Origin of the sequence: Burkholderia sp. GbtcB21 (genome assembly GCF_019091065.1) — a bacterium.
Classification (GTDB): domain Bacteria; phylum Pseudomonadota; class Gammaproteobacteria; order Burkholderiales; family Burkholderiaceae; genus Burkholderia; species Burkholderia pyrrocinia_C.
Window position 1 is genome coordinate 45,490 of sequence record NZ_JAGXKA010000001.1, and the last position, 24,072, is coordinate 69,561.

Consider the following 24,072-nt stretch of genomic DNA (forward strand, 5'->3'; position numbering starts at 1 on the left):
TTTTCATCAAATTGACGCGCGACACTGAGATAATGGCCGAGTTAGGCTGCGTCAATGATGGAAGGAGGCCCCATGGGCGATAACGATACCCGCACCGAGACCGACAACCTCACCGATATGGAATCGATGGAGACGCGTCAGCGCCGCTTCGAGGAAGACCTCGTCGATGCTTACGACGAAGAGCTCGAGATGGAGCTCGACGACCGCCGCTTCGACAACGGCGAGGACCTGCTGTTCTCGCTGGAGCGTCGCGAGGCGCGCAAGGAGTATTTCCGCGAGCTGTTCCGGCTGCAGGGCGAACTCGTGAAGCTGCAGGACTGGGTCATGACCACCGGGCACCGGCTCATCGTCATTTTCGAAGGGCGCGATGCGGCGGGCAAGGGCGGCGTGATCAAGCGCATCACGCAGCGGCTGAACCCGCGCGTCTGCCGGGTCGCCGCGTTGCCCGCGCCGAACAACCGCGAGCGCACGCAATGGTACTTCCAGCGCTATGTCGCGCATCTGCCGGCCGGCGGCGAGATCGTGCTGTTCGACCGCAGCTGGTACAACCGGGCGGGCGTCGAGCGCGTGATGAATTTCTGTACCGACGACGAGTACGAGGAGTTTTTCCGTTCGGTGCCCGAGTTCGAGAAGATGCTCGTGCGCAGCGGGATCCAGATCGTCAAGTACTGGTTCTCGATCACGGATCACGAGCAGGAGGTGCGCTTCCAGGCCCGGATCCAGGATCCGCTGAAGCAGTGGAAGCTGAGCCCGATGGACCTCGAAAGCCGCCGCCGCTGGGAGGCCTACACGGCCGCGAAGGAAGAGATGCTGCAGCGCACGCATATTCCCGAGGCGCCGTGGTGGGTCGTGCAGGCGGTCGACAAGAAGCGCGCGCGGCTGAACTGCATCCACCACCTGCTGGGCCAGGTGCCGTATCACGACGTGCCGCGCCCGACGATCGATCTGCCGCAGCGCGAGCATCACGAGGATTACATCCGCCGGCCGGTGCCGGACAACATGATCGTGCCGGATATTTACTGAGCGGCCGGGCGGGTTTGGGCGGCGCCGAGGGGCGAGCCGCGCAAGGCGGCGCGCGTTACTCCCGGATCAGGAAGGCGGCCCGGTCGCGTCCGGCAATCCATGCGGGTGCGCGGCCGCGCCCGCTCCACGTTGCGCCCGACACGGGGTCGCGATACTTCACGCCGACGGTGAACAGCTTCGCGCGGTCGCTGTAACCGTGACCGAAGATTTCACGTGCGGTCAGCGCGTAGCTCGTGACGAGTCCGCGCACCTGCTCCAGCACCACATTGCGTTCGCGGCACCGTGCCGCCTTGATGCGCTGATCGAGTTCTGCAAGCTGGGCTTGCAGTTTTTGGATTTGCTGCATGCGTCCGTTATCCCGTGGCTGATTTGATTATTGGCGACGCGTGATGAGCTGCATGGCAGCACGCCCGGCCATGGCGTACTGCGTTGGCCGGAGGCGCATCTCACGCTGCGTGCTCCGGCCTGCCGGCAAGGCATTTGCGGAGCGTGTCGCCGGGAACCCGGAGAGATTAAGATTCGGTGCGCCGTTTTTCTATCGGACGTATCTGAATTTTCAGCTGAATTTGCATGAGGCCGTGATGGCGAGGCGGGGGAGGCGCGTCAGTTCTTACAGCTCCGGAAACCCCGACCGCCCCTGCGTCAGGTCGAACAGCTCGGTTCTCGCATCGGCCTCGGCGGTCTCCGGCAGCTTGATCACGAGCTTCACCGTCATCCCGTACGCGCTGTCCACCAGTTCATACCCGGCCTGTTCGATCCAGCGGCGCACGCGCGCCTCCTCGGGGTAGCCGATCTCGATCGCGAGCCGCGTCTGGCGGATGCGTTCGACGCGCTCGGCATCGAGCAGCGCCGATGCGATCGCATCGGTGTACGCCCGCACCAGCCCGCCCGCGCCGAGCTTCACGCCGCCGTAGTAGCGCACGACCGCGCCGAGCACGCCGTCGAGATCGTGATGGCGAAGCACTTCGAGGATCGGCCGGCCCGCGGTGCCCGACGGCTCGCCGTCATCCGACATGCCCGACTGGCCACCCGCCAGCAACGCCCAGCAAACGTGGGTGGCGGTCGGATGCTCGTTGCGCAGGCGCTGCAGCACCTGCATCGCGGCGTCGCGGTCGTCGACGGGAATCGCGTGCGCGATGAAGCGGCTCTTGCGGATCTCGAGCTCCCGGGTGGTGGCGGTGGCGAGCGTATAACTCATCGAAGGGAGGGCGTGCGATCCAGCATCGGGGTCACGGCAGTCAATTTTGAGGTGCGGCTGAAATGGCGGGCGTCGGCGGACCGTCAAACGGCCGGCGGATACTCGGTGTGCTCCGCATTTTATCTCACCGCGAATTGCCTTCCGGCCTATGCTCGGCCGAACCGGCGCGTGGTGCGCGTTGCTTATCATGAACAATATTGGACGAGGCGAAATTTTGGCCGATTGACAAACCATATTAAATGCCCCGGATTCACCGCCGTCCGATGTTGATTTTTTGTAACACGTCTGTTACAGTTCGGCCCCACCGGAATGCCGGTGGTTAAGTAATGCTGATTGATAATCCGGCTGCTGCGTTGTCCGGCGATTTTCCTTTATTTTCCCGATGGGCATGCCGTGTTGTCTGCGCGTTTCGGCCGAAAATAGCAATCGGCCGTCGGACACCCGGTGACGCGGAATACGAAAAACCCCAAAGAAAACAAGTCTAATCGAGAATAATAATGGCTGATTTGCATTGGACCATGCCGATCGCCAGATGGACGTCGATTTCGACCGCGGGGGTGCCGGGCGTCGAAGCCCTCGATCCGATGGTGCGTCGTCGATTGAGCCGGTTATCGCGGCTCGCGCTGCAGGCCGCTTGCGACTGTGCGGACGTGACGGGGGCATTGCGCGTGGTATTTGCGTCACGCCACGGCGAACTGGCGCGCACGACAACCATTCTCGATGCAATTCAGGCCGGTGAGCCGGTTTCTCCGACGGCCTTCAGCCTGTCGGTACTCAATGCGGTCACGGGCATCTTCGGTATCGCCCGTCGCGACCGATCGCCTGCGACGGCAGTTGCCGCCGGGCACGAAACCCTCGGCTATGCGCTGCTTGAGGCATTCTGCCAATACGAAACCTCTTCCGTGTCGCCGGTGCTGCTCGTTCATGCGCATGAGCCGGCCGACGCTGTCTACGGCGATGTCGGGGACGATCCGCAAAGCGGGGGAATCGCGATCCTGGTCGACGCGACCGCGCCGGCCGGCTACTTGACCTGCGACGTCGCGATCGACTGCGCAAATGATTCGCCGACGGCAGGCGGTGTGGAGGCCGATACGCAGAGCGCGGCGGTCCGGCATTGCCTGGCCGAACGTGTCGCCACGACATGGCGCGGCGGCGACGCGTACTGGCGCTGGAGCTGGCATGATCGCGCGGCTTGATTTCGGCTGGCGGCTCTTCGCGACCGGTGCCAGCCTGGCCTTCTTCGTGCTGTGCGGATCGGTTTTCTCGCTGGTCGCCATCACCGCCGCGGCGCTGTGGCCGCATCGCCGCTCGCGTCAGCGAGTCGTAACGTTTGTTATCCATTACTTCTTTCGTCTGCTGGTCGCATTGCTGCAACGCATCGGCGTGATGCGGCTGGAGGTGTCCGGCGTATCGCGCCTTGTCGAAGATGGTCCGGCAATCGTCGTCGCCAATCATCCGACCTGGCTCGACGTGATGGTGCTGTTGTCGTTGACGCCGAAAGCATGCTGCGTGGTCAAGCGCGGACACTGGGGCAATCCATGCTTCTGGGGTATCGTCCGGGCGGCCGAATACGTGAGCAACGCCGATGCCGTCGAATTGGTCGAGTCCGGCGCGCGGCAACTGGCGGCCGGCTACACGATGATCATCTTCCCCGAGGGCACGCGCAGCCCCGGCGGCGACCGTCTGCACGCGTTTTCGCGCGGCTTCGCGCACATGGCGCTGCAGTCGCGCGTCCGGATCCTGCCGGTGCTGATCGATTGCGATCCGCCGGTATTCACCAAGACGCTGCGCTGGTATCACGTGCCGTCGCGCGCATTCCGCATGCGGATCGACGTGCTCGATCCGATGAATACGGATGGATTGACTGGCGGCGCTGTGGCGCCGTCGATCGCAGCCCGCACTATCGCGCACGAAGTGGAAACGCACATTACCCAACACCTGTTTCGGCATGGATACTTTAAAACTGCAAATTAAGCAGCTTCTGATCGAGATGCTCGATCTCAACGACATGACCATCGACGATATCGGTGACGACGTGCCGCTTTTCTCGACCGACGGAATCGGACTGGATTCGGTCGATGCACTGGAAGTCGGGATCATGCTGCGCAAAAAATTTCAACTGTCGATCGCGGCGAACGATGAGCACGCGAAGGCGCATTTTCGTTCGATCAATACGCTGGCCGCGTTCATCGTGAGTCAGCAGGCGCATCACGCGCCGCAGGAAGCCGTGCCGGCAAAAGGGGTGTGACACGTGACCGACGCAGAAATCCTTGAGCGCATCCGCGCCATCTTTCACGAGAACTTCGCGATCGAACCGGAGCGCGTGACTGCCGATACGCATCTGTTCGACGAACTCGATCTCGACAGCATCGATGCAGTCGATCTCGCCATCAAGCTTCAGGAAATGACGGGCCAGCGCATCAAGCCGGAAGAGTTCAAGTCGGTGCGAACCGTCGGCGACGTGATTGCCGCGGTTCACGCGTTGCTTGCACGCGCCGGATGACATCGGTTGCGCATATGCGAGTGACAGGCACTGTCCGGCCGCGTTGGGTCGGTGTTGCAGCGCGAGTGGCGCTGGCGCTCGCGTATCCGCTCGTCATCCTGTTCGCATGGCAGATGCTGACGCCGCGCTATGTCGGCTGCCTGCTGTTCGTGCTGCTGTGGGTGCAGCGCACGGTCGGGAAAGGGGCGCTCGCGATGGCGCTCAAGCGGCTCTCCGCGCACGACTGGTGCGTGGCAGGTGCATTGACCGTCCTGTCGCTCGCGATCGCCGTGACGGACAGCGAGCGGCTGCTTCGTTTCTATCCGGCGTGCGTGAGCGCCGGCCTGCTGGTTGCATTCGGCGCGACGCTGCAGCGCGGCCCGACGATGATCGAGAAATTCGCGCGGCTGCGGTATCCCGAGCCGAGCCGGACGATCGTTCGCTATACGCGGCGTGTCACGCAGATCTGGTGTGCGTTCTTCATCGTGAATGGCGGGTTTTCCATCTATACGGCGCTGTACTGGAGTCGGTCCGCGTGGGCGCTCTATAACGGCGCGATCGTGTACGTGCTGATCGGTGCGTTGCTCGCCGGTGAATGGCTCTGGCGTCGCTTGTTCATAACGGCGCGCTCCGGCGGGGGTGACGTCGCATGATGGCGCTGTGCGACCTTCTGCGCGCCGACGCGGACGTGGCTACGATCATTTGCCGCGACGGTGGCGCATATTTCACGCTGGCCGACTTGCGCGCCCGTACGGAAGCGATCGCGCGAACGATCGTAGCCGCCGGTGCGCGTCGCGTCGCGGTCTGTGTCGACGATCCATACGATTTCGCATGCGCGTTCTTCGCCGCGATGGCGACGGCTAACGAAACGGTGATTCCGGCCAGTGCGGCTCCCGGTTACTTGCACGAACTCGCGCACGCGTACGATCTGCTGCTCGACGCGGCGGCGCTGGCGGAATGCGCGCGCGAGTACGTGGGGGGCATCGAGGCCGCTGGGCGCGCGATCGCACCGGACGCGGCGATCACGCTCTACACATCGGGCAGCAGCGGTGCCGCGAAACCGGTGCGCAAGTCGCTGGCGCAGTTCGATGCCGAGGTACGGACGCTGCAACGCGAATGGGGCGGGCAGGTCGGCGCGGCGGTCGCGCTGTCGAGCGTTCCGCATCATCACATCTACGGACTGCTTTTCAGAATCCTGTGGCCGTTGGCGGTCGGGCGCGCGTTCGACCGCGCGTCGGTGCTCGAACCGCAGCAACTGCAGCAGCGGCTCGCGGCATACGGCGACGCCATCGTCATATCGACCCCGTCGCAATTGATGCGCTGGCCGGCATTGCCGGGTTTTCCGATGCAGGATCCCGCGCCGCGCCTGTTCTTCTCGTCGGGCGGCCCGTTGCCGGCGGAAACGGCGTCGGTTTATTCGGCGGCCTTCGGCGCCGCGCCGTTCGAGATATTCGGCAGCACCGAGACGGGCGGCATCGCGTGGCGCCGTCAGGATCTGACGAGTGCGTGGCAGCCGATGGCGGGAATCGATGTGCGTCGCGACGACGACGGCGCGCTGATCGTGCGCTCTGCGCATCTCGGTCACGAGGACTGGCATCGCACCGACGATGCCGCGCGCTTCGATCGGCACGGACGTTTCGAATTGACGGGGCGTCGCGATCGCGTGGTGAAGCTCGATGGCAAGCGTGTGTCGCTGCCCGAACTCGAAACGCGGATTCTCCTGCATCCGTACATCGGACAGGCCGCGGCGACGGTCGTCGAAGGCACGTCGCGCGCACACATCGGCGTGGTCGCAGTATTGACGGACACCGGCCGACAAATATTGAAGGCAGACGGCCGCGTGGCACTCGCTGCCATGTTGCGGCACGATCTCGGCGAGTATTTCGATGCGGCCGCGTTGCCTCGCTACTGGCGGTTCCGCCGCACGATGCCGTTCGATGCGCGCGGCAAGCTGCCGGCGTCGGCGCTCGCGGCCGCGTTCGCACCGACGGCGGAGGGTTTTGAACTGCTGGCCGAGTGGCGCGACGCCGACAGCCTGCATTACGAGCTGCGCGTGCCGGCGGCGCTCGCGCATTTCGACGGTCATTTCCCCGGCATGCCGATTCTCCCCGGCGTCGTGCAGATCGATTGGGCCGCCCGGCTTGCCGGCCGCGCGTTCGATACGGCGCTCGCGGTCCGCTCGATCGATCATCTGAAGTTCAAGGCGCCGGTTCCGCCGGGCGCCGTGCTCGCGCTGCGCCTCGCGCACGATCCGGCACGCGGTTGCGTGCGTTTTGCGTTCCGGCGCGGCGCGCGCGAATGCACGTCGGGTACGCTCGTTTATGGCGAGGCGGTGCAATGACCGGCGTCTGTATCGTCATCCCGATCTACAACCATCGCGACGCGATCGGCGATACGCTCGCGCGGCTTGCCGTGCACGGGCTGCCGATCATCGTGGTCGACGATGGCAGCGACGGGCCGACGCAGCAGACACTGGCCGGGCTGGCCGTGCGGTATGCGGACTGCATGACCTTGCTGCGGCTGCCGGCGAATGGCGGCAAGGGGGCGGCGGTGATGGCCGGATTGCGCGCGGCGCGCGACCGCGGTTATCGGCATGCGATCCAGATCGACGCCGACGGGCAGCATGACGCGGCCGATGTGCCGAAGTTCGTCGCGGCCGCGCAAGCGGAACCGGACGCGGTCGTGCTCGGCCGTCCATGTTTCGATGCAAGCGTGCCAAAAGCCCGCCTGTACGGTCGCTATCTGACGCACGTGTGGGTCTGGATCGAGACGCTGTCGCTGGATATTCCCGATGCGATGTGCGGATTCCGTCTCTATCCGGTCGATGGGGTCTGCACACTGATCGACGCGGTGCCGATGCCGAAGCGGATGGCGTTCGACAGCGAGGTGCTGGTACGGCTTCACTGGCGCGGCCTGACGTTCAGGACGATTCCGACGCGTGTCGTTTATCCGGAAGACGGCGTGTCGCATTTCGATGTATTGCGCGACAACGTGCGCATCAGCGCGAGCCATACGCGACTGGCGCTGGGCATGCTGGCGCGCGCACCGTTGCTGATCGCGCGTCGGCTGTACCGGCGGCGCGGCGCGCCGGGCGCGGGCGGGGCGCAGTCGTGGTGGCGCATGCCGGAACGCGGCAGCCGCGTCGGGATGGCGCTGCTGGCGTTGAGCTGCCGCTGGTTCGGCACGCGCATCACGTCGATGTGGCTGTATCTGATCGTGGGCTACTTCGTGCTGACCAACCGCACCGCGCGCGTCGCTTCGAACGCCTATTTCACACGCCTGCGCGAGGCGGGCGGCGCGGCACCGCGTCCGGGCTGGCGCACCGCGTATCGGCACATGCTCGCGTTCGCGCAATCGAGCTTCGACAAGTTCGTCGCGTGGTCCGGCCGCCTCGATGAATTCGACGTGCGCTTCGACGACGCGTCGGCGTTCGATGCCCTGGCCGCCAGCGGGCGCGGCGCGCTCGTGATCGGCGCGCATCTCGGCAATCTGGAGATGACGCGGGCGCTTGCATTGCGCGACGCGCATACGAAAGTGACAGCGGTGGTCTATACGGAACACGCGCAGCGCTTCAACGAGATATTGGCGAAGACGAGCCGGGATTTCGGCAAGCAACTCGTCCAGGTGACGGATTTCGGGCCGGACACGGCGCTGATGATGCAGTCGCGCATCGATGCGGGCGAACTGCTCGTGATCGTCGGCGATCGCGTGCCGCCGCACGATGCGGGCAAGACGGTCGATGCGTGCTTTCTCGATGCCGCCGCGCCGTTTGCACAGGGCCCGTACATCCTTGCGCACGCGCTCGAATGCCCGGTTTACCTGTTCTTCTGCCTCAAGGAAGGGCGCGGTCATCGGCTCTACTTCGAACCGTTCGCCGAACGCATCGAGCTGCCGCGCCGCGAACGCTCGGGACACGTGGCCGCATGGGCGCAGCGCTATGCCGAACGGCTCGAGCATTACTGCCGCAAGGCTCCCTACCAATGGTTCAATTTCTTCGATTTCTGGGCGCGGCCCGATGGAGGTCCGCATGGCCGAACATAACGTGACCGACGAATTGCACACGCCTGCCGCGGCGCGGTCCGAAACGGCCCATGCGCCGGTCGTGATCGGCGCGCGGCATCTGACCATCGAGGATGTCGTCGCAATCGCCCGCGCCGGCGCACCGGTGAAGCTGAATGCGGACATCGGCTGGCGCGAGCGCATCGAGCGCGGCGCCGCGCGGCTGCGCGATTACCTCGCCGGTGGCGGGATCCTGTATGGCGTGACCACCGGATACGGCGACGCATGTGTTGTCGACGTGCCGCCGTCGCTCGTCGAGGCGCTGCCGCTGCAGTTGACGCGTTATCACGGATGCGGGATGGGCGACTGGTTCGATGCGCAGCAGACGCTGGCGATCGTCGCCGCGCGGCTCAATTCGCTCGCGTTCGGCTATTCAGGTGTGCGATTCATGCTGCTCGAACGGCTGGCCGACCTCGTGAATCATCGGATCCTGCCGCGGATTCCGTCCGAAGGTTCCGTCGGCGCGAGCGGCGACCTGACGCCGCTGTCCTATGTCGCGGCCGCGCTGGCCGGCGAGCGCACCGTCCTGTTCGACGGCGCAGAATGCGACGCGCGCGATGTGTGGAGCACGATCGGCCACGCGCCGCTGCAACTGGCGCCGAAGGAGGGCCTCGCGCTGATGAACGGCACGGCGGTGATGACGGGGCTCGCTTGCCTCGCGTTCGCGCGCGCCGACAACCTGACGCGCATCGCCGCGCGCCTGACCGCGCTGACGACCGTCGCGCTCGACGGCCGCGCCGCGCACTTCGACGCGCGGCTGTTCGACGCGAAGCCGCATGCAGGGCAGGCCGACGCGGCGGCATGGATACGCGCGGACCTGGCCGGTCGCGACGACACGCCGGGGCACCGTCTGCAGGATCGCTATTCGGTGCGCTGCGCGCCGCATGTGATCGGCGTGACGCGCGATGCGCTGACATGGGTGCGTCGCGATGTCGAGAACGAATTGAACAGCGCCAACGACAACCCGTTGATCGATCCTGACGACGGCAGCGTGCTGCACGGGGGAAATTTCTACGGCGGTCACATCGCGTTCGCGATGGACGCGCTGAAAACGGCGGTGGCCAATCTCGCGGACCTGATGGATCGCCAGCTCGCGCTGCTCGTCGACGACAAGTTCAGCAACGGCTTGCCGCGCAACCTGACCGGCGCAACGGGCGATCGCGCGGCCATCAATCACGGTTTCAAGGCGGTGCAGATCTCGGCATCCGCATGGACGGCGGAAGCGCTGAAGCACACGATGCCGGCAAGCGTGTTCTCGCGCTCCACGGAATCGCACAACCAGGACAAGGTGAGCATGGGCACGATCGCGGCGCGCGATTGCCTGCGCGTGCTCGCGCTGACGGAGCAGGTTGCAGCGGCGCATGTGCTCGCGACCGTGCAGGCCGTGCGGCTGCGCCAGCGGGATGCCGCCGGCACGCAGCTGTCGCCCGTGCTGCGCGCGTTCGTCGACGACGTGGGCAGCCGTTCGCCGCTGGTGGTGGAGGATCGGCCGCTGGAGGCCGAGCTGCGCGCGTTGACTGCCCGGCTCGCCGCGTGCGAGCCGATCGGTGCATCGTCTTGCAGGGAGGCCGCATGAGTGCGCCTGGAGCGCCGCTGACGGCGACGGCCCGTGTCGAAGTCCCGTTTCACGACGTCGACGCGATGAACGTCTGCTGGCACGGCCACTATCTGAAGTATTTCGAAAGCGGACGCGCGGCGTTGCTGCGGATGATCGACTACGACTATCCGGCGATGCTGGCGTCGGGTTACATGTGGCCGGTTGTCGAAGCGCACCTGAAGTACGTGCGGCCGGCGGCTTACGGCCAGCAGCTCGACGTGCGCACGACGCTGCTCGAATTCGAGAACCGGCTGAGGATCGGCTACGAAATCGTCGATGCCGGGTCGGGCGAGCGCCTGACGAAAGGGTACACGGTCCAGCTGGCCATCGACGCCTCGACGCGAGAGTTGCAGTTCGTTTCGCCGGCAGCGTTGATCGAACGGGTGCAAGTGCGATGACGACGAACAGAGGCTACCGGGGATTTCTCGCGGCGCTTGGCGCATGCGCGACGTTCGTTGCGGGTATTGCGCACGCGGCTCCGGCCGCGTCGACAGCGCCGGCTGCGGCGCGGCCCGAGAACACCGCGCTCGTGTCCGACATCGCGGCGAGGCTGGCGCGCGTCGGCGCAATCCGCGCCGATTTTCGGCAGACCCAGACGCTCGCGGCGATGAAGCAGCCGCTCGTCAGCACGGGCTCGATGCTGTTCGATCGAGCGTCGGGTGTCGTGTGGCGGATCCGGACGCCGTACCAGGCGACCTACGTGATTACCGATGGCGGCGTGCGCGAAGTCGGGGCCGATGGCAGGCTTGTCGCACCGAACGGCAATGGCCGCGGCGTCGCGCAGGTGTCGCGGATGATGAGAGACATGCTCGGCGGCGATCTGTCGGCGCTGTACGCGCAATTCGACGTCGAAGCGAGCGGTACGCGCGAACGCTGGCAGATGCTCCTTCGACCCAACCAGCCGCAGCTCGCGCAGGCGGTCCGCACGATCGAGATGGGCGGCGGCACGTATCTCGGCCGGCTCGACATGACGTTCGCGAACGGTAATGTAACCACGCTCGAATTCACGCGGGCAACGCCGGTGGATGGTCCCGCGCCGGCCGAGCGCGCGTGGCTGGGGACGCGCTGATGAGCGAGACGCGCGACGCGATCGACGTCCCGGCCAGGCTTGCCCGGCGCCGGCTGCGCTGCGCCGCGTGGGCGCTGGTCGCACTCGTCGTCGCGCTTTACTGCATCTGGCGTTTCATGGGGCCGTCGCCGCTGCAGACGAACCTGCTGGCGCTGCTCCCCGCGACCGAGGCGAATCCGGTGGCCGAGAAGGCGGTCGAGACGATCGGCAACATGCTCGGCGGCCGCACCGTCTATCTGGTGACCGACCGCGACGCCGCGCGCGCGAAAGCCGCCGCAAAGCAGTTCGGTGCCCGGCTCGCGCACAGCGGCGCGTTTCGCTCGGTGACGGTCGAGGTGCCCCCGTTCGACGTGTCGCGGATCGCGGCGACCTATCTGCCGGCCCGCTTCGGATTGCTGACCGAGGCCGACCGCGCGTCGCTCGAACGAGGCGACGCAGCGCTTGCCGACCGGCTGGCCCGGCGACTTTACGGGCCGCCGGCCGACGGCCTGCCGACCGCCGTCGCGGACGATCCGTTCGGCTGGCTCCAGCACTGGCTCGCGGGCCTGCCGCTGGCAACGTCGAATCTCGCGCTCGAGGACGGCATGCTCGTGTCGCACCGCGGCGGTGTCACGGGGGTGCTCGTGATGACGTCGCTGGCCGGTTCGGCATACGAATCGAAAGTCCAGCGGGCGGTGCGCAACGCGACCGCCGATGCGGAGCGCTCGGTCGGCACGGATTATCCGGGCGCGCGAATCGATCGTGCCGGCGCGGTGTTTTACGCGGAAGCCGCGCGCGCGAGCGCGGAGCGCGACGTGCACGTGATCGGCGCAGTGTCGCTCGTCGGAATCGCGTTGCTGCTGACGAGCGTGTTCCGCACGCCGCGCCTGCTGGTGCTGGCGTTTGCATCCACGGCGTTCGGCATCGCCTGCGCACTCGCGGCGACGCTGCTCGTGTTCGGCAAGCTGCATCTGCTGACACTCGTGTTCGGCGTGAGCCTGATCGGCGAAGCGGTCGATTATTCGATCCAGTATTTCGTCGTTCATCTATCCGCCGGAAAGCAATGGGACGCGCGACGGGGCGCGGCTGCCGTGCGACCTGCGCTCGCGGTCGCGCTCGCGACGAGCCTGCTCGGCTACGCGATCCTGATGTGGGTGCCGTTTCCGGCACTGAAGCAGATCGCCTGCTTCGCGATGGTCGGCATTGCGGCCGCGTTCGCGGCCGTGACGGGGTTTCTGCCGCTGATGCTCACACAGGCGCCGAAGCGAACGCCCGCGCGCGTGTTCGCGTGTGCCGCGCGCGTGCTGGCAGGTTGGCGGTCCGTGCTGGGCGGGCGGCGTGCGATGGCGGCCGCGGTGCTGCTCGCGCTCGTCGCGGTGCCGGGTTGGATCGCGCTGCGTAGCGACGACGACATCCAGTTGCTGATCCAGCGCGATCCGGACCTGGTGCGCCAGGAGGGCGAAATTCGCGCGGCGGTCGGCCTCGAGAACACGGCCAGATTCTTCGTGGTCCAGGGTGCGACACCGGACGACGTGCTCGAACGATCGGCCTCGCTCGTTGCGTCGCTGGCGCCGCTGCATGCCGGCCGGGTCCAGTCGATCGCGGCATTCGTGCCGTCGGCGCGGCAGCAGGCGCGCAATCGCGCGGTGTTGGCCGAACGCGTGTTCGCGGATCCGGCGGCGTTGCGCGCGACGCTCGAACAAGCGGGATTCCGCGACGATGTCGCGCGCGAGTGGATCGACGCGTTCGCTCGCGACGGGCGGGCATCGCTGTCCGTCGATACGTGGCTGGCCGCGCAATGGTCGGCGCCGTTCCACCATCTGTGGCTCGGCAAGGTGGGCGAGCGCGATCCTGTGTATGCAGCGATTGCGATTCCCGAACGGGCCGACGCGACGGATGTCGCTTCGTTCGAAGCGATCGCACGCGGCCTGCCGGGCGTGACTTGGGTCGACAAGGCCGCGAGCGTGTCGAGGCTGTTCGGTGCGTACCGCATCGACAGCGGCTTGTGGCTCGCCGGCGCGCTCGTCGTGGTCGCCGGTCTGCTGGCGTGGCGTTATGGCGTGCGCGGCGGTCTTGCGACGACGCTGCCGGTCGTGCTGGCGATCGGCCTGACGCTGGCTGTGTTCGGCTATGCGAACGTGCCGCTGACGTTGTTCAACTGGCTCGCGCTGATGCTGGTGCTCGGCGTCGGCGCGAATTATGCGGTGTTCCTGCGCGAAGGGTGTATGCGGGACGCGGCCGATCTCGGCGCCGTCTGGACCGGTGTGCTGCTGTCCGCCGCGACGACGCTGCTGTCGTTCGGCATGCTGGGCGTGAGTGCGATGCCGGCATTGCGCAGCTTCGGTACGACGCTCGCGTTGGGCATCGTGTTTTCGGTACTGTTCGCGCCGCTCGCGACGCCGTCCCATACGGAGAATCGCGCATGAACCCGACACAGGCGCCCGTCTATCTGTCGGCACTCGGCATGGTCAATGCGCTCGGCGGGTCTGTCGACGAGATCGCCGCAGCACTTTGCACCGGCGTGTCGCCAGGCATGGGCCCGCACGCGGCAGAACCCTCCCGCGGCTGGGTCGGGCAGGTGCGCTCGCCGCTCGATATCGCGCCGCCCGCGCAACTGACGCATTTCGACTGCCGCAACAACCGCCTGCTGCTGGCCGCGCTCGCGCAGATCGCGCCTGCCGTCGATGCGGTGGTGGCGCGTTACGGGCCGCGCCGGATCGGCGTCGTGATCGGCACCAGCACGTCCGGCATCCGCGCGGCCGAGGACGCGTTCGCGCAGCGAGCGGCGACCGGCGCGATGCCGCCCGGATTCGATTACCGGCAGATGGAGATCGGGACCGCCGCACCGTTCGTGCGGGCGGCGCTGGGCCTGGCAGGACCGGCCTATACGGTGTCGACAGCCTGCACGTCGAGCGCGAAGGCGTTCGCGGCGGCGCGTCGCCTGCTGCGCCTGAACCTGTGCGATGCGGTGATCGTCGGCGGCGCGGATTCGCTGTGCGAGATGACGTTGCAAGGCTTTGCGTCGCTCGAATCGGTCAGCCCGACGCGGACCAACCCGATGAGCCGTAACCGATGCGGGATCACCATCGGCGAAGGCGCGGCCGTGTTCGTAATGAGCCGCGACGAAGCCGCGGTGCGGCTTGCCGGTGTCGGCGAATCGAGCGACGCGCATCACATCTCGGCACCGGACCCGGCCGGACTCGGCGCCGAGGACGCGCTGCGCGCGGCGCTCGCCGATGCGGGCGTGACGCCGTCCGCGATCGGCTACGTGAACCTGCATGCGACGGCAACGCGCCTGAACGACGAGATGGAAGCGCGCGTGACCGCGCGGGTGTTTCCCGCCGGCGTACCCGCGAGCGGAACGAAGCCGCTCACGGGGCACCTGCTCGGCGCGGCGGGCGCGACCGAACTCGGATTCGGCTGGTTGACGCTCGCGCGCGGGGTGTCGCTGCCGGCGCACGTTTGGGACGGCGACGCTGATCCGGTGTTGCCGGCGCTGGATCTCGTACAAACGGAACGCCGGCTGGCCGGCGATGCATCGGGACAGTATGTGATGAGCAATTCGTTCGCTTTCGGCGGCAGCAATGCCAGCCTGATCCTGGGGAGCTGACATGCAGACCGGTTCGCTCACCGAAACGTTGCACGACGGTGCGGAGATCGCCGTTTGCGACGTGCTCGACGTGCTGCCGCATCGCGGCACGATGTTGCTGCTCGACGCGATCGAACGCTGTTCGGAAACGGCGATCGAGGTGGCCGCGAGCGTGCGCGACGATGCCTGGTATGCCGGCGACGACGGTGCGATGCCGGCGTGGATCGGTATCGAGTTGATGGCGCAGGCGATTGCCGCGCACGTCGGGTTGCTCGCACGGCATGCGGGCGGGCGAGCGAAACCGGGCGTGTTGCTCGGCGCGAACCGTTACACCGCGCACCGGGCCGCGTTCGACGCCGGCGCGACATTGCGAATCACCGCGCGCGAATTGCTGCGCGGCGACGAAGGGCACGGCGCCTACGAATGCGCGATCCATGCAGGCGATCGGTGCTGCGCGGAGGCGATCGTCAAGGTGTACCAGCCGGACGATTTTCAGTCTTTTATCGAAGGGAGTTTCAACTCATGACTCGGCGAGTACTCGTGACCGGCGCGAGCCGCGGTATCGGCCGGGCCGTTGCCATGCGCCTCGCGTCGGACGGCTTCTCCGTGACGGTTCACTGTCGCAGCGGTCGCGACCAGGCGGAAGCCGTTGCGGCCGCGATCCGCGAGCAGGGCGGCACGGCGGGCGTGCTGCAGTTCGACGTGCGCGACCGCACGGCCTGTCGGCAGCAGCTCGAGGCTGACGTGGCAGCGAACGGCGCGTACTACGGCATCGTGTGCAGCGCCGGCGTCACGCGCGACGGCGCGTTTCCCGCGCTGACGGACGAGGACTGGGACGTCGTGATCGAAACCGGGCTGGACGGGTTCTACAACGTCGTCCATCCACTGACGATGCCGATGGTGCGGCTGCGCGCCGGGGGCCGCATCGTGACGATCGCGTCGGTATCGGGCGTCATGGGCAATCGCGGACAAGTCAACTACAGCGCGGCGAAGGCCGGGTTGATCGGTGCGACGAAGGCGCTCGCGGTCGAACTGGCGTCGCGACGCATCACGGTCAATTGCGTTGCCCCCGGCCTCGTCGACACCGGCATGCTCGATGACGTACCGCTCGAGCACGCGCTGCAGACCGTGCCGATGGGACGTGTCGGCCAGCCCGACGAAGTGGCGGCGGTGGTCGGATTCCTGATGTCCGATGCGGCGACCTATGTAACGCGGCAAGTGATCGGCGTCAACGGCGGGATGGTGTGATGAAGCGAGTCGTCGTGACGGGAATGGGCGGCGTGACCGCTTTCGGCGAAACGTGGCCGGAAATCGAGGCACGCCTGCGCGGCGGGCGCAACGCGGTGCGGCGCATGCAGGAGTGGGACTGCTACGAGTCGCTGCATACGCGGCTCGCGTGTCCGTTGCCGGGTTTCGCGGCGCCGGCATGGTACCCGCGCAAGAAGACCCGGTCGATGGGGCCGGTGTCGCTGTATGCGGTGCGGGCGAGCGAGCTCGCGCTCGCCGATGCCGGGCTCGCTGACGATCCGTCGATCAAGGACGGCCGGATGGGCGTCGCTTACGGCTCGTCGTCGGGTTCGGTCGAGCCGATCCGCGCGTTCGGCACGATGCTCGAGACCGGCTCGATGCGCGACGTGACGTCGAACAGCTACGTGCAGATGATGCCGCATACGACGGCCGTCAACGTCAGCCTGTTCTGGGATCTGAAGGGCCGCATCGTGCCGGCGTCGTCGGCGTGCGCGTCCGGCAGCCAGGCGATCGGTTACGCCTACGAGGCGATCGCGGCCGGCAAGCAGGCACTGATGCTCGCAGGCGGGGCCGAAGAGTTGTCGGGGCCGGCCGTCGCGGTGTTCGACACGCTGTATGCCACCAGTACGCGCAACGATGCCGCCGCACTGACGCCGCGGCCGTTCGACGTCGGCCGCGACGGTCTGGTCGTCGGGGAAGGGGCAGCGACGCTGGTGCTCGAGGAATACGAACATGCGCTCGCGCGTGGCGCGACGATCCATGCCGAGATCGTCGGCTTCGGCTGCAATTCGGACGGCGGACACATTACGCAGCCGACCGCCGAAACGATGGCGATCGCGATGCGGCTTGCGCTGCGCGACGCGTCGCTCGATCCGGCGGCGATCGCGTACGTGAATGCGCACGGCACGTCGACCGATCGCGGCGATGTCGCCGAGAGTCATGCGACGGCATCGGTGTTCGGCGAAAACATGCCGATCAGTTCGCTGAAGAGCTATGTCGGTCATACGCTCGGCGCGTGCGGCGCGCTCGAGGCGTGGTGGACGATCGAGATGATGAAGCGCAACTGGTACGTGCCGACGCTCAACCTCGATAACGTCGATCCGGCTTGCGCTTCGCTCGACTACATCGTCGGCGGCGCGCGCGCGATCGACGCGGAGTTCGCGATGAGCAACAACTTCGCCTTCGGCGGGATCAACACGTCGTTGATCTTCCGCAGGGGCGTCGCGTGAGCGCAGCCGGTTACGCGCCGGCGCGCGTCGTCGTCACGGGGCTCGGCATCGTGTCGTGTCTGGGCAATTCGCTCGACGACGTGTCGGCCGCGCTGCGTGCCGGCCGCTCCGCTGTCCGTCGCGTCGACCGCTGGCGTGCACGCGGTTTCCGCAGCCAGGTCGCGGGCGTCGCCAGTGTCGATGCGGCTGCGCCGTTCGCGCGCAAGCACGAACGCTTCATGGGCGATACCGCCCGCTTCGGCGCGCATGCCGCGGCCGCGGCACTCCGCGATGCCGGGCTCGATCCCGCGACGCTGCGCTCGCCGCGCGCCGGCGCGATCATCGGCTCGGGCATCGGCTCGATGGCCGACTACGACGACGCGATGGCGATCGCGGCGCAGCGCGGGATCGACAAGACGCCGCCCTATATCGTCCCGCGTGCGATGAGCAGCACGGCGTCGGCGTGCGTCGCGCAGTTGTTCGGCATCGAGGGCGTGTCCTATTCGCCGTCTTCCGCGTGCACGAGCGGTGCGTTGGCGATCGGGCATGCGATGCAGCTGATCCGGTCGGGTTGTCAGGACATCGTGCTCGCGGGCGGCAGCGAGGCGCTCCACGACAACATGACGTTGATGTTCGACGCGATGGGCGCATTGTCGGCCGGTTACAACGACACGCCGGCGCAGGCGTCGCGGCCATACGCGTGCGGCCGCGACGGCTTCGTGATCGCGTCGGGGGCGGGCATCCTCGTGCTCGAGTCGCTCGACCATGCACGCTCGCGCGGCGCGCGAATCTACGCGGAACTGACCGGGTTCGGCCAGAGTACGGATGGCGCGGGCATGGCCACGCCGCACGCAGCGGGGATCGCGCGTGCGATGCGCATGTCGATCGAAGGCGGCGGACGACTGCCCGATTACGTGAACACGCACGCACCGTCGACATCGCTTGGCGATGTCGAGGAGCTGAAGGCGCTTGCCGACGTGTTCGGCGGCCACGTGCCGCCGTTTTCGTCGACGAAAGGCATGACCGGTCATCCGCTCGGCGCGAGCGGGGCGCACGAGGCGATCTACACGATCCTGATGATGCGTGACGGCTTCGTTGCCGGCACGGCGGTCGAGGGCGAGCCCGATCCGGCGCTCGGACGGATGCCGCTGGTGCGCGAAGCACGCACCGCGCGGATCGAGCGCGCGCTGTCGATCTCGTTCGGGTTCGGCGGGAGCTGCGCAAGTGTGTTGTTGGATGCCTGGAAAGGCGATTGAAGTGAACCTACTGAGCTGAGAGGACAAGAACAATGAAGCAGAAAGCACATCTGGCCGGCATGCTGATCGCGGCGACGTTGTTGACGGGCTGCGGCACCGTGGTTCGTTCGCTGCCGCTGCCCGCGTCGGCGACGGCGCAGGATGCGTCGGGTGTCAGCCTGTATTTCGGAGCGCAAGCTCATCCGGCAGTGAAGACCAGCATCGGCCCGCGTTCGGAGTCGGTGCGCGTGCGGCGTGCGACCGAAGCGGAACAGCCGACGTGCGAACAGGCGTTGAGCACGGCGCTGGACCGTCTGCGCGAATATGCGAAGAATCATGGCGGGAATGCGGTCATCAACGTGACGACGCGCTTTCACGACAAGCGTTCCGATTCGACGACCGAGTACACCTGCGGCGTGAGCGGCAGCGCCGGCGCGATCGCGGTGTCCGGCGACGTCGTGCTGCTCGACAAGCAATGACACGGAGGACGGCATGAAATACCGGATTGCATTCTCGCTGCTCATCGGCACGTTGGCGATGTCGCAGGCTCATGCGCGCGATTCTGTCGGCAACTATCCGATCGAGAGCGCGATGACGAGCGAGGGCGACACGCTCGGCGGCGATGTCGCGCTCTATTTCGGCGATCAGTCGCACCCGAAGATCGTCAAGTCGTACGGCACCTTCGCGACCAACAAGAAGACCAACGCGTTCGGCAAGAGCGATGAGGCCGCGTGCCAGCACGTGTTCCTGTCGGCGGCGCTCGAGCTTCAGGCGCGAGCGCGGAAGGAGGGCGGCAACGCTGTCGTCGGGATCAAGAGCAACTATCGGAACGTGTTGCGCAGCAGTACGACCGACTTTACCTGCGGTGCGGGCGCATTCGTGGCTGGCGTGGCGCTGACGGGCGAGGTCGTGACGCTGAAACACTGACGCGCGGCGGGCGAGCCTGAACGAGGGCCGCCCGATGGCGGGCCCCGTTCAGGCCGGCTTGCGTGCGGCGACGTTGACGAGCGTCTCGCGACGCTTGCCGGGCTTCGGGCGGTGCAGGCCGATGCGTTCGAGCAGGCCGAAGTCTTTCGCGCGGCTCCACCACAGATACGGAAACGACACGTTTCGGGCGTCGAACGCGAAGCCGGTTTCACGCAGCATCGCGAGATAGCCGTCCGCGCTTTTCTGAACCTGCATAGGATGTCGAAACAACAGCCGGATGACCCACGACTTGATATAGGCATCGGTCGACTCGGCGAACAGCAGCACGCCGCCCGGCTTCAGCACGCGATGGAACTCGGCCAGCGCACGTTCCTGTTCGACGAGGTGATGGAAGGTCTGGTGGCAGAAAACGACGTCGACGCTTGCGTCGGCGAGCGGAATGCTCGCGCAGTCGGCATGCCGCAATTCGACGGGGGCACCGCAATGCCGGGCTGCTTCCGACGCGTGCGCAAGCGATTCGTCGTGGCAGTCGATCCCGACGATCTTGCCGGGAGCGAACGCGTCGTTCAGCAAGCGAAACGACTTGCCTTGTCCGCAGCCGGCATCGAGGATGACGGGCGATTTCGGCAACGGCGCCGCGACGAGCCGCTTCAGGTCGTTGATGGCCACGCGAAGCACATGATGTTCCCAGGTGTGCGTGCGAAGAAACCAGATGCCGAATGCGGTTTCGGGAACGTAAGTGGACGTGCGCGTGCGATAAGCGGTCATGTGCCTTTCGTTGGTATCTTTTGTTGAACGGTTATTGTAGTTTGCATCGCCGAATTGCGGCGTAAAGAATCAACCTGCCCGATGAACCGGGATGGAAGGCAAGCATGAATGAAATGAAATCGGAATCGGTCGACGTTGCGATCATCGGCGCAGGACCTGCCGGCGCGGTTGCAGCGGGGCTGTTGCGCAAGGCCGGACGGTCGGTGCTGGTGCTCGAGCGCCAGCACTTTCCGCGCTTCTCGATCGGCGAAAGCCTGCTGCCGCAGAGCATGGATTATCTCGACGAGGCCGGCATGCTGCAGGCGGTCGTCGAGGCAGGGTTCCAGTTCAAGAACGGCGCGTACTTCGTGCATCGCGACCGGATGTCGTCGTTCGATTTTCGCGAGAAGTTTACGGAAGGATGGGGGACGGCGTATCAGGTCGAGCGCGCCACGTTCGACGACGTGCTGATTCGCTGCGCGGCTCGGCAAGGTGCCGACGTGCGATTCGGCCACACGGTGCGCGCGTTTGTGCCGGGCGATCGCCCGACGCTCGAGGTCGTGGACGAAGCCGGGTGCGATTACCGCGTGCACGCGTCGTTCGTGCTGGATGCAAGCGGATTCGGCAGGGTGCTGCCGCGCCTGCTCGATCTCGAGGCGCCGACGCGGCTGCCGATGCGCGCGGCGATCTTCTCGCACGTCGAGGATCGCTTGCCCGCGGGATCGACCGATCGCGACAAGATCTGCATCGCGGTGCACCCCGAGCGGCGCGACGTGTGGTTCTGGATGATTCCGCTGACGAACGGACGCTCGTCGGTCGGTTGCGTGGCGGAGGCCGCTTTCCTCGACGTGCCGGACACGCATCGCGAAGAACTGCTGCGCGAGTTGCTGCAGACCGAACCCACGCTGGCGCGCCTCGTCGGCAGCAAGCCGTTCGTGATGCCGGTGCGGCACATTGGCGGCTACGCGTCGAACGTCGAGCGCCTTCACGGTCCCGGTTACGCGTTGCTCGGCAATGCGGGCGAGTTCCTGGACCCGATCTTCTCGTCGGGCGTGACGATCGCGCTGCGGTCGTCCCATCTGGCGGTCGCGACGCTCGAGCGCCACCTGCGCGGCGAGACGGTCGACTGGCAGCGCGACTACGGCACGCCGCTGCGCAAGGGAATCGATACGTTCCGCGCATTCGTCGAACGCTGGTATTCCGGCGATCTGCAGGACATCGTCTTCCACGAGGACAAGGCGCCGGAAGTCAAACGGATGATCTGCTCGATCCTGGCCGGCTACGCATGGGACGAGTCGAATCCGTTTGTGCGCGAGCCGGCGCGTGGTCTCGATGTGCTTGCCGAAATCTGTCGCTCGGCCCGACCGGAGCAGCGCGCCGATTGAACGGTTCCGCTGAAGATCGTCGGCAGATGAGCAAATGCGGGGGCGCCGCGCACGTCATGTGCGGCGCCCCCGTCGGTTCATCGCCGCTCAGTTACCCTGCAGCCGGATATCGCGCGACGACGCGCCGACATACACCGTCCCGCCCGGCACGACGCGCCAGCCGTTGCGCGACGTATCCCACACGCTCTGCATCCGCGGCGACACCGTGACGCGAACATGCCGCGCCTCGCCCGGATTCAGCCGGATCTTCTCCCAGCCGACCAGCCGCTTCGGCGGCTCGTCCTTGTACGGCACGCCGAGATAGACCTGCGGCGTTTCCGCACCGGCGACGCGCCCGTCGTTGCGCACGGTGAACGCGACGCTCAGCGAGCCGTCCCATTGCCGCGACACCGACAGCCCCGAATACGCGAAGTGCGTATACGACAGCCCGTAGCCGAATTCGAACATCGGCTTGATGTTGCGCGCGTCATACCAGCGATAGCCCATGTTCAGCTTCTCCGCGTAGACGGGATCGTTGTCGAACGCGCCGTTTTGCCCCCACGTCGGCGAATCCTGGTCGCGCGCCGGGAACGTGACGGGCAGCTTGCCGGACGGATTGACGGCGCCGAACAGCACGTTCGCGATCGCCTTGCCGCCGGCTTCGCCCGGATACCACGCCTCGACGATCGCGGACACCCGGTCCTTCCACGGCATCAGCACCGGATTGCCGCTCTGGACGACGACGATCGTATGCGGATTCGCGCGCGCGACGGCTTCGACGAGCGCGTCCTGGTTCGACGGGTTCGCGAGGCTCAGGCTTTGCAGTTCGCCGAAATCCTCGCCAGACGGCTGCGCGACCACGACGATCGCGACGTCGGAACGGCCCGCGAGCGCGGCGGCCTGGTCGATCTCCTGCTGCGTGTACGCGCGGAACGGCGACTGCTGGTCGCTGTTGCCTGCGTACGTGACCTGCGCGGCCGGCGCGAGCGCGCGGATCGCCGCGACGATCGGCACGTCGACCTTCAGCCATGGATTGCGCCACCAGCTGCATCCCGTCGACGACCCGAACGTCAGGCCGCCGCAGCCCGCGAACGAACCCGTCACCGGATCGCGCGTGTTGCCCGAGCCGCCGCCCGACAGCACGGCCGCATCGGCATGGCCGCCGATCACGGCGATACGCGACAGCGCGGACGCGGCAAGCGGCAACTGGTTGCCGTCGTTCTTCAGCAGTACGATCGACTGCTCGGAGGTGGCTTGCGCGAACCGGTTCGCGGCCGCGAAATCGATCGTGCCGCCGCCCTTGGCCGGATCGTCCATCACGCCGACGCGGATCATCACGGCGAGCTTGCGGCGCACCATGTCGTCGAGGCGCGCGGTCGATACCGAGCCGTTCGCGATCGCCTGCTTGACGGCCGCCGGCGTCAGGTACACGCTCGGCCCGACGTCTTCTTCCTCGTCGAGCCCGGCGTTGATCGCGGCGGCGGTGCTGTGCGTCGCGCCCCAGTCGGACTGCACCTGGCCCTGGAAGCCCCATTCGTTCTTCAGCACGTCGTTCAGCAGGTGATTGTTCTCGCACGCATACGTGCCGTTCAGGCGGTTGTAGCTGCACATCACGCTGCCTGGCCGCCCGCGCTTCGCGGCGATTTCGAACGGCAGCAGGTACAGTTCACGCAGCGTGCGTTCGTCGATCTGCGTGTTGCCGCCCATCCGGCCGTGCTCCTGTTCGTTGCCGGCGTAGTGCTTGATGGTCGCGATGACTTTCTGCCGCTGCGTCGCGAGCGTGCGTTCGGCGAGCAGGTCGCCAGCGAGCAGCGGATCCTCGCCGAGATACTCGAACAGGCGGCCGCCGCGTGGTTCGCGCGCGAGATTGGTGCCGCCGGCGAGGCCCATGCCGAACCCTTGCGCGCGCAACTGGATCGCGACCTGCTTGCCGAAGTCGTACGACAGGCGGCGATCCCAGCTCGCGGCGACGGCGATCGTCGCGGGAAACGTCGTGCTGGCCTGCGACGTGCTGCCGGAACCGGTCGCCGAGTCGACCATGTTGAGATCGGGAATGCCGAGCCGCGGCACGCCCTGGATGTAGCCGGCGCCGCCGCCCGGCACCTTCGACATTTCGTATTGCGAATGAATGAACTGAATTTTTTCGTCGAGCGTCATCTTGCGCACGAGCAGGTCGGCGCGCCGTTGCGCGGCGGCCGACGCAAATGCGTCGGCGGCGTCGCCCTGCGAGTTGAAATCGGCGTTGCCCGCGTAGGCGGTGGTGCAGAGGGTCGCTGCCAGCACGACGGCCGGCCAGAGTTTGTCCCGCATGTTGCTCTCCATGATCGTATTGCTCGTTGTTCGGATG

At 66.7% G+C, this 24,072-nt stretch carries 24 protein-coding genes; 20 read left to right on the forward strand and 4 right to left on the reverse strand.

Going from position 1 to position 24,072, the window contains the following annotated elements:
* The first annotated feature begins 72 nt into the window (after positions 1-72).
* Positions 73-1,023 (forward strand): polyphosphate kinase 2, encoded by a 951-nt coding sequence (ppk2, locus tag KVT39_RS00190; protein ID WP_034179734.1) that lies wholly within the window; start codon positions 73-75, stop codon positions 1,021-1,023.
* 55 nt (positions 1,024-1,078) lie between these two features.
* Here ppk2 and KVT39_RS00195 read toward each other — a convergent pair whose 3' ends face one another.
* Together KVT39_RS00195 and KVT39_RS00200 are read right to left on the reverse strand one after the other, a co-directional pair.
* On the reverse strand, positions 1,079-1,369 hold the full coding sequence (locus tag KVT39_RS00195; protein ID WP_034179733.1) for an H-NS family nucleoid-associated regulatory protein: 291 nt from the start codon (positions 1,367-1,369) through the stop codon (positions 1,079-1,081).
* A gap of 264 nt (positions 1,370-1,633) precedes the next feature.
* Positions 1,634-2,221, reverse strand: a complete 588-nt coding sequence (locus KVT39_RS00200; protein WP_034179732.1) for a YigZ family protein — start codon at positions 2,219-2,221, stop codon at positions 1,634-1,636.
* A gap of 497 nt (positions 2,222-2,718) precedes the next feature.
* On the opposite strand from KVT39_RS00200, the gene KVT39_RS00205 reads away from it, so the two are divergent.
* From KVT39_RS00205 to KVT39_RS00290, 18 genes are read left to right on the forward strand one after another with little or no spacing between them, the layout of a single operon-like run.
* Positions 2,719-3,417, forward strand: coding sequence for a beta-ketoacyl synthase chain length factor (locus tag KVT39_RS00205; protein ID WP_034179731.1), 699 nt, complete (start codon positions 2,719-2,721; stop codon positions 3,415-3,417).
* Positions 3,401-4,195: a 1-acyl-sn-glycerol-3-phosphate acyltransferase gene (locus KVT39_RS00210; protein WP_034179730.1), complete on the forward strand. Its 795-nt coding sequence runs from the start codon at positions 3,401-3,403 to the stop codon at positions 4,193-4,195. The genes KVT39_RS00205 and KVT39_RS00210 overlap by 17 nt, the downstream gene beginning before the upstream one ends.
* On the forward strand, positions 4,170-4,469 hold the full coding sequence (locus KVT39_RS00215) for a phosphopantetheine-binding protein (RefSeq protein ID WP_034179729.1): 300 nt from the start codon (positions 4,170-4,172) through the stop codon (positions 4,467-4,469). Before KVT39_RS00210 ends, KVT39_RS00215 begins: the two co-directional genes overlap by 26 nt.
* Positions 4,470-4,472: 3 nt before the next feature.
* Positions 4,473-4,724 carry an acyl carrier protein gene (locus KVT39_RS00220; RefSeq protein WP_034179728.1) on the forward strand — a complete coding sequence of 84 codons (252 nt, stop codon included), beginning with the start codon at positions 4,473-4,475 and terminating at the stop codon, positions 4,722-4,724.
* Between the two features lie 14 nt (positions 4,725-4,738).
* Positions 4,739-5,356 carry a hypothetical protein gene (locus KVT39_RS00225; RefSeq protein WP_235212448.1) on the forward strand — a complete coding sequence of 206 codons (618 nt, stop codon included), beginning with the start codon at positions 4,739-4,741 and terminating at the stop codon, positions 5,354-5,356.
* Complete coding sequence (locus KVT39_RS00230) at positions 5,353-7,044, forward strand: AMP-binding protein (protein WP_034179726.1); 1,692 nt, start codon at positions 5,353-5,355, stop codon at positions 7,042-7,044. Before KVT39_RS00225 ends, KVT39_RS00230 begins: the two co-directional genes overlap by 4 nt.
* Positions 7,041-8,744 carry a glycosyltransferase gene (locus tag KVT39_RS00235; protein ID WP_034179725.1) on the forward strand — a complete coding sequence of 568 codons (1,704 nt, stop codon included), beginning with the start codon at positions 7,041-7,043 and terminating at the stop codon, positions 8,742-8,744. Before KVT39_RS00230 ends, KVT39_RS00235 begins: the two co-directional genes overlap by 4 nt.
* A complete protein-coding gene (gene hutH, locus KVT39_RS00240) occupies positions 8,731-10,338 on the forward strand; it encodes a histidine ammonia-lyase (RefSeq protein WP_034180094.1) in 1,608 nt (535 codons plus the stop codon). Before KVT39_RS00235 ends, hutH begins: the two co-directional genes overlap by 14 nt.
* A complete protein-coding gene (locus KVT39_RS00245) occupies positions 10,335-10,757 on the forward strand; it encodes a thioesterase family protein (RefSeq protein WP_034179724.1) in 423 nt (140 codons plus the stop codon). Before hutH ends, KVT39_RS00245 begins: the two co-directional genes overlap by 4 nt.
* Complete coding sequence (locus KVT39_RS00250; RefSeq protein WP_034179723.1) at positions 10,754-11,428, forward strand: outer membrane lipoprotein carrier protein LolA; 675 nt, start codon at positions 10,754-10,756, stop codon at positions 11,426-11,428. The genes KVT39_RS00245 and KVT39_RS00250 overlap by 4 nt, the downstream gene beginning before the upstream one ends.
* Positions 11,428-13,833: an MMPL family transporter gene (locus KVT39_RS00255; protein ID WP_217587927.1), complete on the forward strand. Its 2,406-nt coding sequence runs from the start codon at positions 11,428-11,430 to the stop codon at positions 13,831-13,833. Before KVT39_RS00250 ends, KVT39_RS00255 begins: the two co-directional genes overlap by 1 nt.
* On the forward strand, positions 13,830-15,017 hold the full coding sequence (locus KVT39_RS00260) for a beta-ketoacyl-[acyl-carrier-protein] synthase family protein (protein ID WP_034179721.1): 1,188 nt from the start codon (positions 13,830-13,832) through the stop codon (positions 15,015-15,017). The genes KVT39_RS00255 and KVT39_RS00260 overlap by 4 nt, the downstream gene beginning before the upstream one ends.
* A 1-nt stretch (position 15,018) precedes the next feature.
* A complete protein-coding gene (locus KVT39_RS00265) occupies positions 15,019-15,522 on the forward strand; it encodes a hotdog family protein (protein WP_034179720.1) in 504 nt (167 codons plus the stop codon).
* Positions 15,519-16,244, forward strand: coding sequence for a 3-ketoacyl-ACP reductase FabG2 (locus KVT39_RS00270; RefSeq protein ID WP_034179719.1), 726 nt, complete (start codon positions 15,519-15,521; stop codon positions 16,242-16,244). Before KVT39_RS00265 ends, KVT39_RS00270 begins: the two co-directional genes overlap by 4 nt.
* Positions 16,244-17,473: a beta-ketoacyl-ACP synthase gene (locus KVT39_RS00275; protein ID WP_034179718.1), complete on the forward strand. Its 1,230-nt coding sequence runs from the start codon at positions 16,244-16,246 to the stop codon at positions 17,471-17,473. Before KVT39_RS00270 ends, KVT39_RS00275 begins: the two co-directional genes overlap by 1 nt.
* On the forward strand, positions 17,470-18,708 hold the full coding sequence (locus KVT39_RS00280; protein WP_217586808.1) for a beta-ketoacyl-[acyl-carrier-protein] synthase family protein: 1,239 nt from the start codon (positions 17,470-17,472) through the stop codon (positions 18,706-18,708). Before KVT39_RS00275 ends, KVT39_RS00280 begins: the two co-directional genes overlap by 4 nt.
* 32 nt (positions 18,709-18,740) lie before the next feature.
* A complete protein-coding gene (locus tag KVT39_RS00285) occupies positions 18,741-19,166 on the forward strand; it encodes a signal peptidase (RefSeq protein ID WP_175748517.1) in 426 nt (141 codons plus the stop codon).
* A 13-nt stretch (positions 19,167-19,179) separates the two neighbouring features.
* Entirely contained in the window at positions 19,180-19,614 is a 435-nt protein-coding gene (locus KVT39_RS00290; RefSeq protein ID WP_217586810.1) for an excinuclease ABC subunit A, read from the forward strand.
* Positions 19,615-19,662: 48 nt separating this feature from the next.
* On the opposite strand, the gene KVT39_RS00295 is transcribed toward KVT39_RS00290, so the two are convergent.
* Entirely contained in the window at positions 19,663-20,382 is a 720-nt protein-coding gene (locus tag KVT39_RS00295; RefSeq protein WP_105391225.1) for a class I SAM-dependent methyltransferase, read from the reverse strand.
* A 104-nt stretch (positions 20,383-20,486) separates the two neighbouring features.
* On the opposite strand from KVT39_RS00295, the gene KVT39_RS00300 reads away from it, so the two are divergent.
* A complete protein-coding gene (locus KVT39_RS00300; RefSeq protein WP_034179713.1) occupies positions 20,487-21,746 on the forward strand; it encodes an NAD(P)/FAD-dependent oxidoreductase in 1,260 nt (419 codons plus the stop codon).
* Positions 21,747-21,833: 87 nt separating this feature from the next.
* On the opposite strand, the gene KVT39_RS00305 is transcribed toward KVT39_RS00300, so the two are convergent.
* Positions 21,834-24,035, reverse strand: a complete 2,202-nt coding sequence (locus tag KVT39_RS00305; protein ID WP_217586812.1) for a glycoside hydrolase family 3 C-terminal domain-containing protein — start codon at positions 24,033-24,035, stop codon at positions 21,834-21,836.
* Positions 24,036-24,072 lie beyond the last annotated feature (37 nt).

Excerpts from the sequence above, each read along its gene's own strand:
- hutH (WP_034180094.1), top strand. The coding sequence starts at position 8,731 with ATGGCCGAACATAACGTGACCGACGAATTGCACACGCCTGCCGCGGCG.
- KVT39_RS00230 (WP_034179726.1), top strand. The coding sequence starts at position 5,353 with ATGATGGCGCTGTGCGACCTTCTGCGCGCCGACGCGGACGTGGCTACG.
- KVT39_RS00235 (WP_034179725.1), top strand. The coding sequence starts at position 7,041 with ATGACCGGCGTCTGTATCGTCATCCCGATCTACAACCATCGCGACGCG.
- KVT39_RS00255 (WP_217587927.1), top strand. The coding sequence starts at position 11,428 with ATGAGCGAGACGCGCGACGCGATCGACGTCCCGGCCAGGCTTGCCCGG.
- KVT39_RS00195 (WP_034179733.1), bottom strand. The coding sequence starts at position 1,369 with ATGCAGCAAATCCAAAAACTGCAAGCCCAGCTTGCAGAACTCGATCAG.
- KVT39_RS00300 (WP_034179713.1), top strand. The coding sequence starts at position 20,487 with ATGAATGAAATGAAATCGGAATCGGTCGACGTTGCGATCATCGGCGCA.
- KVT39_RS00275 (WP_034179718.1), top strand. The coding sequence starts at position 16,244 with ATGAAGCGAGTCGTCGTGACGGGAATGGGCGGCGTGACCGCTTTCGGC.
- KVT39_RS00225 (WP_235212448.1), top strand. The coding sequence starts at position 4,739 with ATGCGAGTGACAGGCACTGTCCGGCCGCGTTGGGTCGGTGTTGCAGCG.
- KVT39_RS00200 (WP_034179732.1), bottom strand. The coding sequence starts at position 2,221 with ATGAGTTATACGCTCGCCACCGCCACCACCCGGGAGCTCGAGATCCGC.
- KVT39_RS00305 (WP_217586812.1), bottom strand. The coding sequence starts at position 24,035 with ATGCGGGACAAACTCTGGCCGGCCGTCGTGCTGGCAGCGACCCTCTGC.
- KVT39_RS00210 (WP_034179730.1), top strand. The coding sequence starts at position 3,401 with ATGATCGCGCGGCTTGATTTCGGCTGGCGGCTCTTCGCGACCGGTGCC.
- KVT39_RS00265 (WP_034179720.1), top strand. The coding sequence starts at position 15,019 with ATGCAGACCGGTTCGCTCACCGAAACGTTGCACGACGGTGCGGAGATC.
- KVT39_RS00250 (WP_034179723.1), top strand. The coding sequence starts at position 10,754 with ATGACGACGAACAGAGGCTACCGGGGATTTCTCGCGGCGCTTGGCGCA.
- KVT39_RS00245 (WP_034179724.1), top strand. The coding sequence starts at position 10,335 with ATGAGTGCGCCTGGAGCGCCGCTGACGGCGACGGCCCGTGTCGAAGTC.
- KVT39_RS00260 (WP_034179721.1), top strand. The coding sequence starts at position 13,830 with ATGAACCCGACACAGGCGCCCGTCTATCTGTCGGCACTCGGCATGGTC.
- KVT39_RS00215 (WP_034179729.1), top strand. The coding sequence starts at position 4,170 with ATGGATACTTTAAAACTGCAAATTAAGCAGCTTCTGATCGAGATGCTC.
- KVT39_RS00205 (WP_034179731.1), top strand. The coding sequence starts at position 2,719 with ATGGCTGATTTGCATTGGACCATGCCGATCGCCAGATGGACGTCGATT.
- KVT39_RS00290 (WP_217586810.1), top strand. The coding sequence starts at position 19,180 with ATGAAATACCGGATTGCATTCTCGCTGCTCATCGGCACGTTGGCGATG.
- KVT39_RS00295 (WP_105391225.1), bottom strand. The coding sequence starts at position 20,382 with ATGACCGCTTATCGCACGCGCACGTCCACTTACGTTCCCGAAACCGCA.
- ppk2 (WP_034179734.1), top strand. The coding sequence starts at position 73 with ATGGGCGATAACGATACCCGCACCGAGACCGACAACCTCACCGATATG.
- KVT39_RS00285 (WP_175748517.1), top strand. The coding sequence starts at position 18,741 with ATGAAGCAGAAAGCACATCTGGCCGGCATGCTGATCGCGGCGACGTTG.
- KVT39_RS00270 (WP_034179719.1), top strand. The coding sequence starts at position 15,519 with ATGACTCGGCGAGTACTCGTGACCGGCGCGAGCCGCGGTATCGGCCGG.